Annotated in this window: 15 protein-coding genes and 2 pseudogenes; 14 read left to right on the top strand and 3 right to left on the bottom strand. The window is 59.9% G+C overall.

Translation table 11 applies throughout. From position 1 onward, the window contains the following. Positions 1-3: 3 nt before the first annotated feature. The 10 genes from C3Y91_RS10565 to C3Y91_RS10520 all read left to right on the top strand — a co-directional run bounded on the left by C3Y91_RS10565 (position 4) and on the right by C3Y91_RS10520 (position 7,969). A complete protein-coding gene (locus tag C3Y91_RS10565) occupies positions 4-936 on the top strand; it encodes a sugar phosphate isomerase/epimerase family protein (protein ID WP_024319818.1) in 933 nt (310 codons plus the stop codon). 70 nt (positions 937-1,006) lie between these two features. Then, positions 1,007-1,942 (top strand): sugar-binding transcriptional regulator, encoded by a 936-nt coding sequence (locus C3Y91_RS10560; RefSeq protein WP_018480514.1) that lies wholly within the window; start codon positions 1,007-1,009, stop codon positions 1,940-1,942. Positions 1,943-2,042: 100 nt separating this feature from the next. Continuing rightward, positions 2,043-2,819, top strand: a complete 777-nt coding sequence (locus C3Y91_RS10555) for a DeoR/GlpR family DNA-binding transcription regulator (protein WP_024319819.1) — start codon at positions 2,043-2,045, stop codon at positions 2,817-2,819. Beyond that, positions 2,816-3,586: a triose-phosphate isomerase gene (locus C3Y91_RS10550; protein ID WP_024319820.1), complete on the top strand. Its 771-nt coding sequence runs from the start codon at positions 2,816-2,818 to the stop codon at positions 3,584-3,586. The genes C3Y91_RS10555 and C3Y91_RS10550 overlap by 4 nt, the downstream gene beginning before the upstream one ends. Before the next feature lie 11 nt (positions 3,587-3,597). Next, the gene (gene derI, locus C3Y91_RS10545) at positions 3,598-4,053 is read left to right on the top strand and encodes a D-erythrulose-4-phosphate isomerase (protein ID WP_024319821.1); all 456 of its coding nucleotides are present in this window, start codon (positions 3,598-3,600) and stop codon (positions 4,051-4,053) included. Positions 4,054-4,269: 216 nt separating this feature from the next. Next, positions 4,270-5,166, top strand: a complete 897-nt coding sequence (gene ku / locus C3Y91_RS10540; RefSeq protein ID WP_024319822.1) for a non-homologous end joining protein Ku — start codon at positions 4,270-4,272, stop codon at positions 5,164-5,166. A gap of 12 nt (positions 5,167-5,178) precedes the next feature. Continuing rightward, complete coding sequence (gene ku / locus C3Y91_RS10535; RefSeq protein ID WP_024319823.1) at positions 5,179-5,997, top strand: non-homologous end joining protein Ku; 819 nt, start codon at positions 5,179-5,181, stop codon at positions 5,995-5,997. A gap of 8 nt (positions 5,998-6,005) precedes the next feature. Further along, positions 6,006-7,064 carry a non-homologous end-joining DNA ligase gene (ligD, locus tag C3Y91_RS10530; RefSeq protein ID WP_018068522.1) on the top strand — a complete coding sequence of 353 codons (1,059 nt, stop codon included), beginning with the start codon at positions 6,006-6,008 and terminating at the stop codon, positions 7,062-7,064. A 235-nt stretch (positions 7,065-7,299) separates the two neighbouring features. Then, the gene (locus C3Y91_RS10525) at positions 7,300-7,533 is read left to right on the top strand and encodes a BrnA antitoxin family protein (protein WP_018068520.1); all 234 of its coding nucleotides are present in this window, start codon (positions 7,300-7,302) and stop codon (positions 7,531-7,533) included. Positions 7,534-7,573: 40 nt separating this feature from the next. Continuing rightward, the gene (locus tag C3Y91_RS10520) at positions 7,574-7,969 is read left to right on the top strand and encodes a hypothetical protein (RefSeq protein ID WP_032988777.1); all 396 of its coding nucleotides are present in this window, start codon (positions 7,574-7,576) and stop codon (positions 7,967-7,969) included. 46 nt (positions 7,970-8,015) lie between these two features. Here C3Y91_RS10520 and C3Y91_RS10515 read toward each other — a convergent pair. Further along, positions 8,016-8,084, bottom strand: a pseudogene (locus C3Y91_RS10515) (carbohydrate ABC transporter permease); the annotation flags it as partial. Between the two features lie 578 nt (positions 8,085-8,662). Here C3Y91_RS10515 and C3Y91_RS10500 point away from each other — a divergent pair. The 4 genes from C3Y91_RS10500 (at position 8,663) to C3Y91_RS10485 (ending at position 12,715) form a co-directional block, all read left to right on the top strand. Continuing rightward, the gene (locus C3Y91_RS10500) at positions 8,663-9,862 is read left to right on the top strand and encodes a (R)-mandelonitrile lyase (RefSeq protein ID WP_024319825.1); all 1,200 of its coding nucleotides are present in this window, start codon (positions 8,663-8,665) and stop codon (positions 9,860-9,862) included. A gap of 381 nt (positions 9,863-10,243) precedes the next feature. Then, complete coding sequence (locus C3Y91_RS10495) at positions 10,244-11,605, top strand: TadE/TadG family type IV pilus assembly protein (protein ID WP_024319826.1); 1,362 nt, start codon at positions 10,244-10,246, stop codon at positions 11,603-11,605. Further along, on the top strand, positions 11,602-12,132 hold the full coding sequence (locus C3Y91_RS10490) for a TadE/TadG family type IV pilus assembly protein (protein WP_024319827.1): 531 nt from the start codon (positions 11,602-11,604) through the stop codon (positions 12,130-12,132). Before C3Y91_RS10495 ends, C3Y91_RS10490 begins: the two co-directional genes overlap by 4 nt. Before the next feature lies 1 nt (position 12,133). Then, on the top strand, positions 12,134-12,715 hold the full coding sequence (locus C3Y91_RS10485; RefSeq protein WP_024319828.1) for a TadE/TadG family type IV pilus assembly protein: 582 nt from the start codon (positions 12,134-12,136) through the stop codon (positions 12,713-12,715). A 38-nt stretch (positions 12,716-12,753) separates the two neighbouring features. Here C3Y91_RS10485 and C3Y91_RS10480 read toward each other — a convergent pair. Together C3Y91_RS10480 and C3Y91_RS10475 are read right to left on the bottom strand one after the other, a co-directional pair. After that, positions 12,754-13,607: pseudogene (locus C3Y91_RS10480) on the bottom strand (hypothetical protein). Between the two features lie 129 nt (positions 13,608-13,736). Beyond that, positions 13,737-14,492 carry an SDR family NAD(P)-dependent oxidoreductase gene (locus tag C3Y91_RS10475; protein ID WP_024319830.1) on the bottom strand — a complete coding sequence of 252 codons (756 nt, stop codon included), beginning with the start codon at positions 14,490-14,492 and terminating at the stop codon, positions 13,737-13,739. Positions 14,493-14,516 lie beyond the last annotated feature (24 nt).

Raw genomic sequence — 14,516 nt, 5'->3', positions numbered from 1 at the left:
GCCATGCCGCTGACCCTTTCGCTCAATACCAATCCGCTGGTGAACCGCTTCGCCGACCCAGACGATCTGATCGACACGGTTGCGCGTGACCTGCGGATCCGCGACCTCCAACTGACCCACGAATTTATCAATCCGAGCTGGCAGGCGCCCGTGATCAGCCGCCTGACGCGCACGATGAGCGCTGCGCTGAAGCGCACCGGCGTACGTGTCACCTCGGGCATGACGGGCCCCTACGGGCGCCTCAACCATTTCGGACATCCGGATGCCGATGTCCGCCGCTACTACGTCGACTGGTTCAAGACCTTTGCCGACATCACTGCCGATCTCGGCGGCCACGCGGTCGGAACGCAATTTGCGATCTTCACTTACAAGGACTTCGACGATCCGGCCAGACGCGAGGAGTTGATCAAGATCGCCATCGATTGTTGGGCTGATGTCGCCGAGCACGCGCGCGCCGCAGGCCTCTCCTACATGTTCTGGGAGCCGATGAGCATCGGCCGCGAGTTCGGCGAGACGATCGGCGCTTGCCTGTCGCTGCAGGAGCGGTTGACGGCCGCCGGAATGGCCATTCCGATGTGGATGATGGCGGATATCGATCATGGCGACATCACCTCCGCCGATCCCGATGACTACGACCCCTATGCCTGGGCGCGCGCCGTCCCGCCGGTATCGCCGATCATCCACATCAAACAGAGCCTGATGGACAAGGGCGGGCACCGGCCCTTTACCGCCGAATTCAACACCAAGGGCCGCATCCAGCCGGCACCTCTGCTCCAGGCACTGGCCGAAGGTGGGGCGAAGGACAATGAAATCTGCCTGGAACTCTCCTTCAAGGAACGCGAGCCGAACGATCGCCAGGTCATCCCGCAGATCGCCGAAAGCGTCGCCTTCTGGGCGCCGCATATCGACACCGGCGTCACTGACTTGAACATCTGAGGCGGAGATCTTTAAAAGGCAGCACTGCGATACGGCGGAATCGCCGCATGACCTTCGAAAAGGAGCCGTGATGACGGACGCCGATGATACGCTTGCCGTGCGTGCTGCCTGGCTTCACTATGCCGGTGGCCTGACGCAGTCCGACGTTGCTCGCCGCCTCGGCGTGCCGTCGGTAAAGGCCCATCGCCTGATCGCAAGAGCGGTTGCCGATGGTGTCGTCAAAGTCACCATCGACGGGGATATCGTCGAATGCGTCGAGCTGGAGATGCGGCTTTCGGAACGGTTCGGGCTTCAATATTGCGAGGTCGCCCCCGATCTCGGCGAGGAAGGCTTGCCGCTGCGCGCACTCGGTCATGCCGGCGCCGGCTATCTCAAGCGCGAGATCGAGCGCGGCGACAACACAGTCATCGGCCTTGGTCACGGCCGCACGCTTTCCGCCGCCGTCCAATATATGCCGAGGGTGAGCGCGAAGAACCTGCGCTTCGTCTCGTTGCTTGGCGGGTTGACACGAAACTATGGCGCCAATCCTTATGACGTGATGCATCGCATCGCCGAAAAGACCGGCGCCCACGCCTATGTGATGCCGGTTCCCTTTTTCGCCAATACCGGCGAGGACCGCGAAGTGCTGAAGGCGCAGCGTGCCGTCAAGGAGGTCTTCGATCTTGCCAATAATGCTGACCTGAAGCTCGTCGGCCTGGGAACTGTCGATGCCGAGGCGCAGCTTGTTTTGTCCGGCATGGTCGAACCCGGTGAAATCGACGATATTGCCGCAGCAGGCGGCGTCGGCGAAATCCTCGGACATTTTTTCGACGCCGACGGCCACATCCTCGACACCGCGCTGACGGCGCGCACGCTCTCTGCGTCTTTCCCTAAGACCAAGAAAGAGCGGCTTGTGGCGCTGGCGGGCGGACAGTCGAAAGTGGCGGCCATCCGGGCAATTCTGAATAGCCGCCGTCTTTTCGGGCTGATCACCGATGAGCGAACTGCGCAGGCGCTGCTGAAGTAGCTATGGGAAGACAACAACATTTTATCGCAAAATAACACAATAAATGTTGATTATCACGCATACTCCGTTATCTTAACATCAGCGAGGGTGGGAGAGCGGGATGAGGCGAGAAGAGCGGCAGCAGTTGATCGTCAACCTGCTCGTCGAAAACAAGACCGTCGATCTCGACGACCTTGCCGATCGCTTCACCGTGTCAAAGATGACGATCCATCGCGATCTCGACGATCTCGAGCAGGCGGGCGTCCTGCGCAAGGTTCGCGGCGGCGCGACCATTGATGCCGGAACGCAGTTCGAAAGCGACTTCCGCATTCGCGAGCGCCAGGGAAGCGAGGCCAAGCTGGCTATGGCTGAGACCGCGCTGGAACTGGTCGAGCCGGGGATGACGGTGATGGTGAACGACGGCTCGATGGCGGCCGTGCTCGGCGAAATGCTGCTGCAGAAGCGGCCGCTGACCTTGATCACCAACAATGCGGCGATCATGGAGCGGCTGAAAGGCGAAACCGGCATCACGCTGATCGCGCTTGGCGGCATCTATTCGGCGAAATTCAACGCCTATCTCGGCGTCGTCACCGAGGAGGCACTGTCGCGGCTAAGGGCCGACATCGCTTTCATTTCGACGCCCGCCGTCAGCGGCGGGCGCGCCTATCATATGGACGACAACGTCGTGCGCGCCAAGCGGGCGATGATCGCGTCGTCGACCAGGACCTGCCTTCTGGTCAACCATCAGCGCATCGGCCACACCGCCCTGCATGTCATGGCGGATCTGGCCGACTTCGACGCCGTTATCACCGACAGCGCACCGGATGCTGCTGTCCTGGAGGAATTCGAGCAGGCGGGCATCGCGCTCACCGTTGCATCAACGCAGGATCCGACATGACCGAAAAGCCGCGCTTCTGGATTGGCACCAGCTGGAAGATGAATAAGACGCTTGCTGAAGCCGAGCATTTCTCGCGTGGTCTCGAAGCTGCCGATGGCGCGCGTGACCCGCGCATCCAGCGCTTCGTGATTCCGCCCTTCACGGCGGTGCGCGAGGTCAAGGCGATGCTTGCCAAGACCTCGGTGAAAGTCGGCGCGCAGAACATGCATTGGGCCGACCAGGGCGCCTGGACCGGCGAAGTCTCGCCGGTAATGCTGAAGGACTGCAATCTCGATCTCGTCGAGCTTGGCCATTCCGAGCGGCGCGAACATTTTGGAGAGACCGACGAGACTGTGGGTCTGAAGACCGAAGCAGCGATTCGCCACGGTCTCGTTCCGCTGATCTGCATTGGCGAAACGCTTTCCGACCGCGAAAGCGGAAAGGCCGCCGACATCCTCGCAACCCAGGTGCGCGGCGCGCTTTCGAAACTTTCAGGCGCCCAGAAAAGCGCCGAAATCCTGCTGGCCTACGAGCCGGTCTGGGCGATCGGCGAGAAGGGCATCCCGGCGACTGCGGATTATGCAGATGCCCGCCAGTCTGAAATCATCGCCATTGCCGAAACTGTGCTGGGCCGGAAGATCCCCTGCCTTTATGGCGGATCGGTCAACCCACAAAACTGCGAAGAATTGATCTCGAGCCCGCATATCGACGGGCTCTTCATCGGCCGTTCGGCCTGGGATGTCGAAGGCTACCTCGACATCCTGGCCAAATGCGCTGCCAAACTCTGAGGAGAAAGACCATGAAGCTTGCCATTGCAGGAGACAGCGCCGGCGAAGGCCTCGCCAAGATCCTGGCCGACCATCTGAAGGAGCGCTTCGACGTCTACGAAGTCTCGCGCACCAGCGCCGGTGCCGATCCTTTCTACGCCAACCTCTCGGATCGCGTCGCCTCAGGCGTCATCGACGGCACCTACGACAAGGCGATCCTTGTTTGCGGTACCGGCATCGGCGTCTGCATCTCGGCCAACAAGGTTCCGGGCATCCGCGCCGCCCTGACGCACGACACCTATTCTGCCGAGCGTGCCGCGCTTTCTAACAATGCGCAGATCATCACCATGGGAGCCCGCGTCATCGGAACGGAGCTTGCAAAGTCGATCGCTGATGCGTTTCTTGCCCAGGCCTTCGACGAGAACGGCCGTTCTGCCGGTAACGTCAAGGCCATGGATGATCTCGACGCGAAGTACAGCGCCCGTTGAAGAATGCTGGCGGTGAAGTCGGATATATCTTGGTGGTTGCCGGCTCGTTCAAAAGCACGTTGCGAAAAAAAGAGCCATCGAATCAAGAACATCTCCAGACTCGGAATACGGGAGATCTCTACGTGTTAAGTCCTTGAATTTAGATTCGTTTCGACTCGGAACAATTTGCCAGGTGATTCAGTTGAATCGCGTTGGTTGTGTGAGGGAGTCGCGCAGATGGTTGCCCCGCGGGCGAATTGGAAAGGCTACATCAAGTTTGGAGAAGTCGCGTTTCCTGTCGCGCTCTACACCGCGGCATCCTCCTCCGAACGGATCGCCTTCAACACTCTGAACCGAAAGACCGGCAATCGTGTTCGGCGCGAGTTCGTCGACAGCCAAACCGGCAATCCCGTCGAGCGTGAGGATCAGGTCAAAGGCTTTGAGATCGAGGACGGGCGATATGTCGTCCTCGAACCCGACGAAGTCGCGGCAGCCATTCCAAACAGCGACAAGACACTTACGGTCGAAGCGTTCATTCCCTGCGAGGAAGTCGATGATGTCTATTTCGACAAGCCCTACTACCTTGCTCCTGACAAGATAGGCGGCGACGCCTACAAGCTGCTGCGCGACGGCATGAAAAAGGCCAGGGTTGCTGCAATTGCTCGCACGGTCTTGTTCCGGCGTCTGCGCACCGTTCTCATTCGGCCGCACGGCAACGGCTTGGTCGGTTCCACCTTGAACTATGACTATGAGGTCCGTTCGTCGCAAAAGGCTTTCGAGGAAATGCCGGACCTCAAGATCGAAGGTGAGATGCTGGAGCTCGCCAAACACATCATCAACACGAAAAAAGGCCAATTTGATCCCAAGCAGTTCGACGACCGCTATGAGGCGGCGGTGGCAGAGCTTGTGAAGGCTAAGATTGAGGGCCGGACGCTGCCGCAGAAGAAGACGCCCCCGGCATCCAAGCCCGGCGACCTCCTTCAGGCGCTGCGTGAAAGTGCCGGAATGTCCGCGTCCGCCAAGACCAAGCGCTCAGCGGTTAACGCCAATGCCGGAAAGGGGCGCCAGGCAGCGCGTGCGACGTCGGCGAAATCGCGTGGCACCGGTGGCGCTCAACACCGCCGCGCCAGCTGATTGGAGGATTCCATGGCCCTTCGTCCCCACTGGAAAGGCTACCTCAAGCTGTCGCTCGTCACCTGCCCTGTTCAGATGATGCCGGCGACGTCGGAAAATGAGAAGGTCCGCTTCCACACCTTGAACCGAGAGACGCAGAACCGCGTCGTCAGCCATTATGTCGATTCCGTTACTGGCAAGGAAGTGAAGGACGAGGACGAGGTGAAGGGTTATCAGCGCGGCGAGAACGAGTATGTCATTCTGGAAGACGAGGAACTCGAAAACGTTGCACTCGACAGTACCAAGACAATCGACATCGAAGTTTTCGCGCCGCGGGATGGCGTCGACTGGATCTGGCTCGATACGCCCTACTATCTTTCTCCGGACGATCCGGTCGGCCAGGAAGCGTTTTCCGTCATCCGCGACGCCATGGCCGCCGAGAATATGGTCGGCATATCAAGACTTGTGATCTCAAGACGGGAACGCGCCGTCATGCTGGAGCCACGCGGCAAGGGCATCGTGCTCTGGACGCTGCGATATGGTGATGAGGTGCGCAACGCCGACACCTATTTCGAGAGGGTCGATGACGAGGCTGCCGACAGCGAGATGATGCCGCTCGTCCAGCAGCTCATCAAAAAGCAGACGCAACACTGGAGCCCGAAGATGGTCTCCGATCCCGTTCAGGACAAGCTCCTCGATATCATCGACGCGAAGAAGAAGCAGATGAAAAAGCCGAGCAGGGCAAAGCCCAAGGCTGGGGAAAAACAACAACCGGCACCGAGCAATGTCATCAATATCATGGATGCCCTGCGCAAGTCGGTCGAAGCGGAAAACCGCCCGGGGAGGCGTTAAACCCAATCATGACGCGCCCGCGCCGCCCCATTCTGCCCTTGCTCGACGAGTCCCACGCAACGCTGCAGTCTCGTCCGATCCGCAAGCGCGATCCCGACCAGCCAAGTCTGCCCTTCGATCCAATGCCGTTGCGCGTCGAGCCCTGCCTTGCGCTGCTGAAGCCGACCGTGCCTGTGGGGTCGGATTGGCTCTATGAGGTCAAGTTGGATGGCTATCGATTGGCAATCCATGTTGAGCCGAAGGGCGTGCGGGTCACCACTCGCGGCGGCCATGATTGGACCCATCGCTTCCCGACCATCGCCGCTGCAGCAAAAGCGCTTGGGGTAACGACAGCCATCCTCGATGGCGAGGCGGTCGTTCTTGACGCGCAGGGCCGATCGGATTTTGGCGCCCTGCAGCGTTCGCTTGGCGGGCGGGGCGGCAAGCGAGTGTCGATAGAGTCGATCCTCGTCGCCTTCGACCTTCTCTATCTCGACGGTCACGATCTCACTGGCACCGAGCTTGACGTGCGACGGCACCTTCTTGAAGACCTGATACCGGAAGGCGGCAATGGCACGATCCGCATTTCCGAAGAAATAGACCTCCCGGCCGAAGATCTCCTCGAGCACGCCTGCCATCGTCATCTGGAAGGCATCATCGCCAAGCATCGCGACCGGCCCTACCGCAGCGGCCGCACGGGCGACTGGCTGAAGATCAAGTGCGTCCAGAGCGAAAGCTTCATGATCGTCGGCTACGAGCAGTCGGCATCCGCCCGCGGCGGCATCGGCAGCCTGCTTGTGGCCGGCAGACAAGGTTTCGACTGGGTTTACGTGGGGTCGGTCGGGACTGGTTTCAGTGCCAGGGATGCGGAGCAGCTAAAAAAGACGCTCGATCGGTTGAAGACGAGCCGGCCGGTTACTCCGTTGAAGGGCAAGCGCCTCGTCTTCGTGCAGCCGACGCTGATTGCCGAGATCGAGTTTCGCGGCTGGACCGATGACGGCAATCTCCGCCATGCGTCCTACAAGGGGCTGCGCGAGGTTCAAGATAACGCCGCTGTCTTCGATATGACTGGCTTCATGGGCGATTGAGGAACCACCATCAGCCTTCCGCTTTGATGCGCCGCCGCCGCCAAGCCTTCACGATGCTGACGATGGAGCCAAGACCCGACATCGTTCCATACGACGACCTGCGGCCCGGCACGCTGGCGATCAAGCAGTTCGGCTAAATCGCCTTCTCGCAAAACAAGATAAATAGTCGACGAAGCGGCCGACATCACGTATGCCGCTCATATGTCGCTCCGATAGACAATAGAAAGTGACAACCATGGCAAACCCGCCCCGCAGACCTGTCAATCCACTGGATGCTGCCGAAGCATTGTTCAAACCCGCGAAGAAGAAGCCGGAACAAGCCGTTGAGCGGCCGGCACTGCCGAATGTCAAGGAGCTTGTTTCGCTCAAGATCGACAGTGATGTGCTTGCCTTTTTCCAGGAAAATGGCGCTGGCTGGCAGGATCGTATCAACGATACGTTGCGCGCTGCGATGAAGAACGGCCTCTGACCCTATTGCACCATCTTGTACGCCACGGGTGGTCGCTGTGATGCCGAATGCACTGCACCGGCTACTCCGCAGCGGCGGCGTACATGTTCTCTTCGCCTTTTTGGCAATGGGCAGCTGGGCGGTTTTCGCCAATCGCGCGCACGCCATGCCATTGCCACTCTATGCCGGCCTTGTGCAGGGTACGATATCCGCCTGCCTGACGCTTTTCCTGAAATCCGTCATCGACTGGCTTTCAAAGCGCTTCGTCGGATCTGTGCGATTTTGGGCGCCGCCTCTCATTGCCTGTATCGGCTCAGCCAGCATTCTCGTGGCAATCCATGCGGCGACCGGCACGCCGGAAATACTCAAGACCATCGCATTTCCGCTGCTCGTATCGACGAGCTACGCGGCAATTTACAATTATTCGATCTCGGCAAGACGAGGTGTCGATACATGATGGGAAGGCTCCGCTGCAGGAAGCAACGGCGTGCCTGCGGTAGACTTCACTCCTTCACTGCGCCGGTCATCGAGGAGACGTAGTAGTCCACGAAGAACGAGTAGAACATGACCACTGCCCGAGGCATATGTAGAGCGTGGCCGTTCAGGTGAGGCGGACACGATTGCAGCTCTCGCAGGAATTATGGGTCATCGGCGTAAGGAAGCTGAGGCGGAGCGACGCCGGCTGGTAAAGGCGTCGAAGACAAACGTTGGGCGAAAACCAACCCAATCAGGTGCCTCTCATCGCATCTCATCATTCTCATTCATCAATGCGTGACACGGTTGGCGCGCGCGCGAACATGAAAAGCGCATTCATGAATGACTGTCATAGGTTCATGCCAAACATCCCATCTAATCCGATCAATGGTAGGGCAGTATATTTCCTCCGGCACAGAGCGAGGACGCAGCAATAATAGATCGAGACGCAAGACCGTCAGTCAGGCGTCAGCTTCCCGGCGCGGCTACGACCCGGACTGCTGAGGGATCAGCATAGGCTCCCCTTGTGTGCCCACTTGCGGACGTGGCGGAGGGCTACCGCGCCATGGACGAACGCCGGGCCATCAAGACGCTGCTTCGACGGTAGGGGCGGTTGGCCGCTCCGGCGAGCCTTAAAGCTTATGTGTCTGATTAAACCTTCGACGGAGACAAATTCATGAAGAAGATCGCAGCCACCATCGCAATGTCCACACTGGCAGCAGCGGGCGCCGAAGCCGAAGACAGGCGCGCGCGCGTTGCCCCTCCGGCCGTCTACGAGACCGCGCCGGGTCTTGGGCATTTCACCGACGACGTGCTGTTCGGTGAGGTCTGGGAACGTCAGGAACTTTCGCCTCGTGACCGCAGCCTCGTGACCGTTGCCACCCTGGTGGCAACCGGCAAGGCCGCGCAGACCGGAAGCCATGTCCGCCGGGCACTCGACAACGGCGTGAAGCCTGAAGAGATCGGCGAACTGATCACGCAGCTTGCCTTCTATACCGGCTGGCCCAATGCCATGTCTGCTGTCACCGAGACGAAGAAGGTATTCGAAGAGCGCGGGATCGGCACCGTTTCGAACAGCGATGCCGCCCGGATCGACTTTGACGCTGCGGCCGAGGCGGCGCGTGCGGCGACCGTGGACACCAATGTCGCATCGACGGCGTCGGCGCTTGCCGACCTCACCAACCGCGTCCTGTTCGGCGACCTCTGGCAGCGTCCAGATCTATCTGCCCGAGACCGCAGCCTCGTGACCATGGCGGCCCTGGTGGCGATCGGGCAGCCTGAACAGCTTCCTTTCCATGCGAACCGCGCGATGGACAATGGCCTGACGCGTGCAGAGGTTTCCGAGATCGTCACCCACATCGCTTTCTATGCCGGTTGGCCAAGAGCCATGTCCGCCGTTCCAGTGGTGAAACGTGTTTTCGATCAGCGCGAGACACCAACGGTAAAGGAGTCGACCGTGACGACAGAAATTAAAATCACACGCGCGGGGAATGGCAAGGCATCCGCACCGGAACAGTACTTCACGGGCAAAGTGGAAACGTCAGGATTCTATCGTGGCGATGCGCCGGCAAGGATTGGCGGCGCGACGGTGTCGTTTTCCGCTGGCGCCCGTACTGCATGGCATACCCATCCGCTTGGCCAGACGCTCTTCATCGTCTCCGGGAAAGGTTGGGTTCAGAAGGCGAATGGCCCCGTCGAACAGGTCGGCGCGGGTGATGTCGTCTGGATCCCGCCGCATATCAGACACTGGCATGGCGCCTCAATGGACGAGGGGATGACGCATTTCGCGGTCGCAGAAGCCCTGGACGGGAACTCGGTCACCTGGATGGAAAAGGTCTCCGACGACGAATACAATAAGGGCCGTCTGCTCGACTGATGACCCAGGTGCACCCCAGGAGGACGCGATGACACGTGAATTTCTCCGACGCCGTTTTCTGCAAGCGCTATCCCTCGCCGCGGTGCCGGTCATGATCTCCGCGCTTGGATAGTTCACGCTGTTGAACGAAAACGCTGGAGAGGTCGCGGATGCGCCACGTGCGTATCCCCGCTTCCGGCTTACTCACTCATGCGGATCCCCCCGGCATGAAAGAGATGACGTGTCATTCCGCGACTATCCATAATTCGCAGACATATACAATATGCGCATGAAACAATGCGTCGACAGTCCGCGTTCTGCCGGAAAATGCAAAAATTAACAGAGACTTAAGCAATTCGGATACTTCTTGCACATTAGTATGACTTATGTGACGGTGGTTTCTTGCGCTCGGGTCTTTCATATTCATTTGCTCGGATCTTCAAAGCTCTCCGCGGTCTCGGAAGCGACCGGGGCGGCAATGTCGCGATCGTCGTTGCGCTCACCCTGGTGCCGATGATCGTCGCAGTCGGCGCCAGTTTTGACTACATTCGTACCTACAATGTCCGCCAGAGGATGCAGAGCGACCTCGACACGGCGCTGATCGCCGCAGTCAAAGAGATCGATACCGACGACACCGTCGCTCTCAAGCAAAAAGTTTCCGACTGGTTCCACGCACAAGTGGAAAACAGCTATACGCTTGGCGACATCGACATCGATACATCAAACCATAAGATCACGGCGACGGCGAGCGGCACGGTTCCGACGACGCTGATGAAGATCGCCAACATCGACACCGTTGACGTCAGCGTGGCAAGCGCCGTCAAGGGGCCGGCCACCTCCTATCTCAATGTCTATATCGTCATCGACACATCACCGTCGATGCTTCTGGCGGCAACAACGGCCGGCCAGACGACCATGTATTCCGGCATCGGCTGCCAGTTCGCCTGCCACACGGGCGATGCGCACAAAATCGGCAAGACGACATACGCAAACAACTATGAATACAGCACGGCCAAGAACATAAAGCTGCGCGCCGACGTCGCCGGAGATGCCGTCAAGGACGTGCTTGCCCTGATCGACACCTCAGACAGCAATCATCAACGCATCAAGGTCGGATTATATAGCCTCGGCGATACCCTCACGGAAGTCCTGGCCCCGACGCTGAGCACGGACACGGCGCGAACACGCCTCGCAGACTCAAGCTACGGTCTCACCAGCGCGACCTCGAAGGCAGCCACCTATTTTGACGTGTCGCTTGCGACGCTCAAGCAGAAGGTCGGGACCGGCGGGGACGGAACCTCCACGAACTCGCCGCTCAAGCTGGTTCTCTTGCTGACGGATGGCGTCCAGTCGCAGCGCGAATGGGTGACCGACAAGGTCACATGGTCGAACAACAAAGCAATTTCCGGGGCATACTGGAACAAGGTGGCGCCTCTCAATCCGGACTGGTGCGCCTACGTCAAAAACCAGTCCGCCACCATGGCGGTTCTCTATACCGAATACCTGCCGCTCACTTCGGATTGGGGCTACAATGCGACCGTCGGTTCGACCATGGCAAGCGCCAACTGGAAGAGCACCTATGGTGGCACCATGCAAAGCGGCGTGTCGTCCAGCATCACGAGACGCGACTACATTCCCTATGCGCTTTCCGATTGCGCATCTTCCAAGAGCCTCTTCATATCAGCATCGTCGTCGGCCGAGATCACGGCAGGCCTGTCGGCGCTGTTCACCCAATATCTCGCATCCGTTCGGCTGACCCAATGAGGCCAGGGAAACGCTTCGCATCGCTGCACCGCCTGCTTGGCGATCGCAAAGGGGTCGCTGCGATCGAATTTGCGATCCTGGCTCTGCCGCTCTTCATCATGATCTTCGGCATTATCGAAGTGTCGCTGATGTTCTTCGTCAACTCGGCGCTGGACGCTTCGGTTCACAAGATCTCCCGGATGATCCGTACCGGCGAGGTGGCGTCCTCGAAGATCACGCAGGCCGATTTCAAGGCCAGAATTTGCAATGACATGCTTCTCTCGTTCAGCTGTTCCAGCGATCTCCTGGTCAAGGTGAACGTGCTCTCGGACCTCTCGTCCGCCGCCAGCGCCGATCCCATCGACGACAGCGGCAATCTCACGGTCACCGAGACCTATGATATCGGCAAGGGCAGCGACTACGTCCTGGTTCAGACGTTCCTGCCATGGACTGCCGTCGTGAATTTCTTCAGCCTATCGAGCGCCAAGCTTGCCGACGGCCGCTACCTGCTCGGATCTTCCGTTCTGTTCCGCAACGAGCCTTTCTGACATGATGAGACGGAGCCAGTCCTTTTTCCGCTTTGCCCGATCCCTCGCCCCTCATCTCATGCGCGACCGGTCGGCGGCTTCGGGCGTGGAATTCGCGCTCGTGTTGCCGATCCTGGTGATGCTCCTGTTCGGCACCGTCGATCTCGGCCATGCGTTGACAGTCAGCCGAAAGATAGATGAGATCGCCTCTTCCACAGGCGACATGATTTCACAGCAGGGCTCCTGGACGAAGTCCGATGTCGCCAAGCTTCTCTCCGGCGCCAGCTTCATCCTGCAGCCTTATGAGACAACAGGGCTGACGATCACCGTTGCGGTGGACGATATCGCGAAGAGCGGCAGCGCAACGGTCAACTGGTCTGCAGCACTCAACACCTCCGCACTGAACTCCGGCTCGGCGAGCACAATCGAGGTCCCTTCGGAGATCCAGGATGACGGCGTGCAGGTCGTGCTGACCCGGGTGCAGTACACATTGACGACCCCGGTCTCGGCGTTCTTTTCAAACTTCACCGGGCAGAATGGCTACAGCTTCGATCGCCATTACTTCAATCGCCCGAGGGTCGGCGACACGATCACCTACAACTGAGCCGAGAGAGCTGTCGCAATCGGCTGGACGTCCCAGGCTCACTTGGGCAGCCTGACAACGCCGTATGGATTGAACTTGAACTCATCCGGTTCGTAGGTGGAATCGAAGGAGAGGCTTGCACGGCGATCCCTAAGCGTCGGCTCGAGGCCCCGCTGCGCGATCTCGTCGGCAACCGCATCCATGATGGCGACGATCTGTCTTTCGCTGCCAGCGTCTCAGGCACATAGACCTCCGGCAATCCGACGAGATGGAAACCGACGCTCTCCAGGTACCCCGGAACCGATAGCGGCCGCTTCGCAAAGGCCAGTCGGCCGATCCGCTGCTGAGCCAGCGGGTCGGCGGCCTTCAGCGCCTCCGCTCCTTGCCGGATCAGCTCGCTCCATCGGTCGAGGCCGTGGGCAATGCCGGCGCTTTCACCCTTGACAGCAACCGCTCCCGCATCGATCAAGCGTTCGACGAGGCGCAGCGCCAGCATAGAAACCTTCACCGTCTCTGCCTGCGTCACGCTCGGCCCGAGGACATAGAGGACCGATTGATGATCGGCGACGGCTTCCTCGTCTGCCGGGCTCCATGCATCGGCTTCGACCCGGTCCCAGCACACGGCGAAGGACTGGACCATCCGGTCATCGGGCTCGGCCTGGGAGTAATTCTCGTCGACGCTGAAGCCCGTGGCGAAGTCACGGATCGCCTGTGATGCGGCCTCGGACAAGGCGCTGAGGTTTCGTTCCCTGCTGAGGAAACATAAGACATGCCGAGGCGTTACCGACGATCCCGCCGCCGCTTGCACCGCCGTTTCCTCGCCACCATGAGGGCTGGGTTCCTTCGCCGATGACTGCTTCCAGCCGACCAACGCCCCGATGGACGCCAAGAGTGCGCGACGCAGGAGATTCAAGATCGATGCCTTCCGTTCGGTCGAATGTTCGCAGCCTCCTCGCCTTGTAACCGGATGAAATCCGAAACGAAAGCAGGATCAAGCGCCTCCGACAGTCCGGCATGCTGCCACCGAATTCGGCCGACCCGTTCAAGCCACAGCTTGCGCGCCGGTGATTTCCACGAGCGAGCCGCACATGAAGGCCGCTTCGTCCGATGCAAGGAAAGCAACGAGCGCTGCCACCTCCTCCGGCCTGCCGATACGGCCGTAAGGCACGAGTTTGTCGAGATCGGCGATCGTCCGACCAGAGCGGGTGACGCCGGCTTCGAGCATCGGTGTATGGATTTCACCGGGGCAGACGGCATTGACCCGGACCTTGTCGGGCGCATAGTCGCGGGCGAGGTTCTGGGTGAAGGCGGCGACTGCCGCCTTCGTCGTGTTGTAGGCGATGTGGTTCGGCGCGGGGTAGAGCCCCCATTGCGAGGCCGTGTTGACGATCGCGCCGCCACCGGCATTGATCATGTGCGGGAGGGCCGCACGGCAGAGATGGAACATCGAATCCAGATTGACCGCGAAGCTCGTCTGCCAGTCTTCATCCGACAGCGACAGCAGATTTCCGCGCCGGTTTATGCCCGCATTGTTGACCAGAACATCCAACCGTCCCTTGATCGCAAAGGCCTTCGCGACGAGGTCGACGCATTCCGGCTTCCGGGAGATATCAGCCGCGATCGCAGTTGCAGATCCGCCCGTGGCCCCTATCAGCGAGGCGACTTCGCCTGCCGCCTCTATGTTGGCGTCCGTCACCACCACGAAGGCACCTTCGTCGGCCAGCCTCCTGGAGATGGCCGATCCTATGCCGCCTCCGCCGCCCGTCACGACCGCGACTTTATTGACAAATCTTTTCATATCGAACCTCTTGGAGCTCTTTGC

Origin of the sequence: Rhizobium ruizarguesonis (assembly GCF_012349115.1) — a bacterium.
Lineage (GTDB): Bacteria > Pseudomonadota > Alphaproteobacteria > Rhizobiales > Rhizobiaceae > Rhizobium > Rhizobium ruizarguesonis.
The sequence above is the reverse complement of the archived record's forward strand: the minus strand, read 5'-3'. Positions and strand labels throughout refer to the sequence as shown.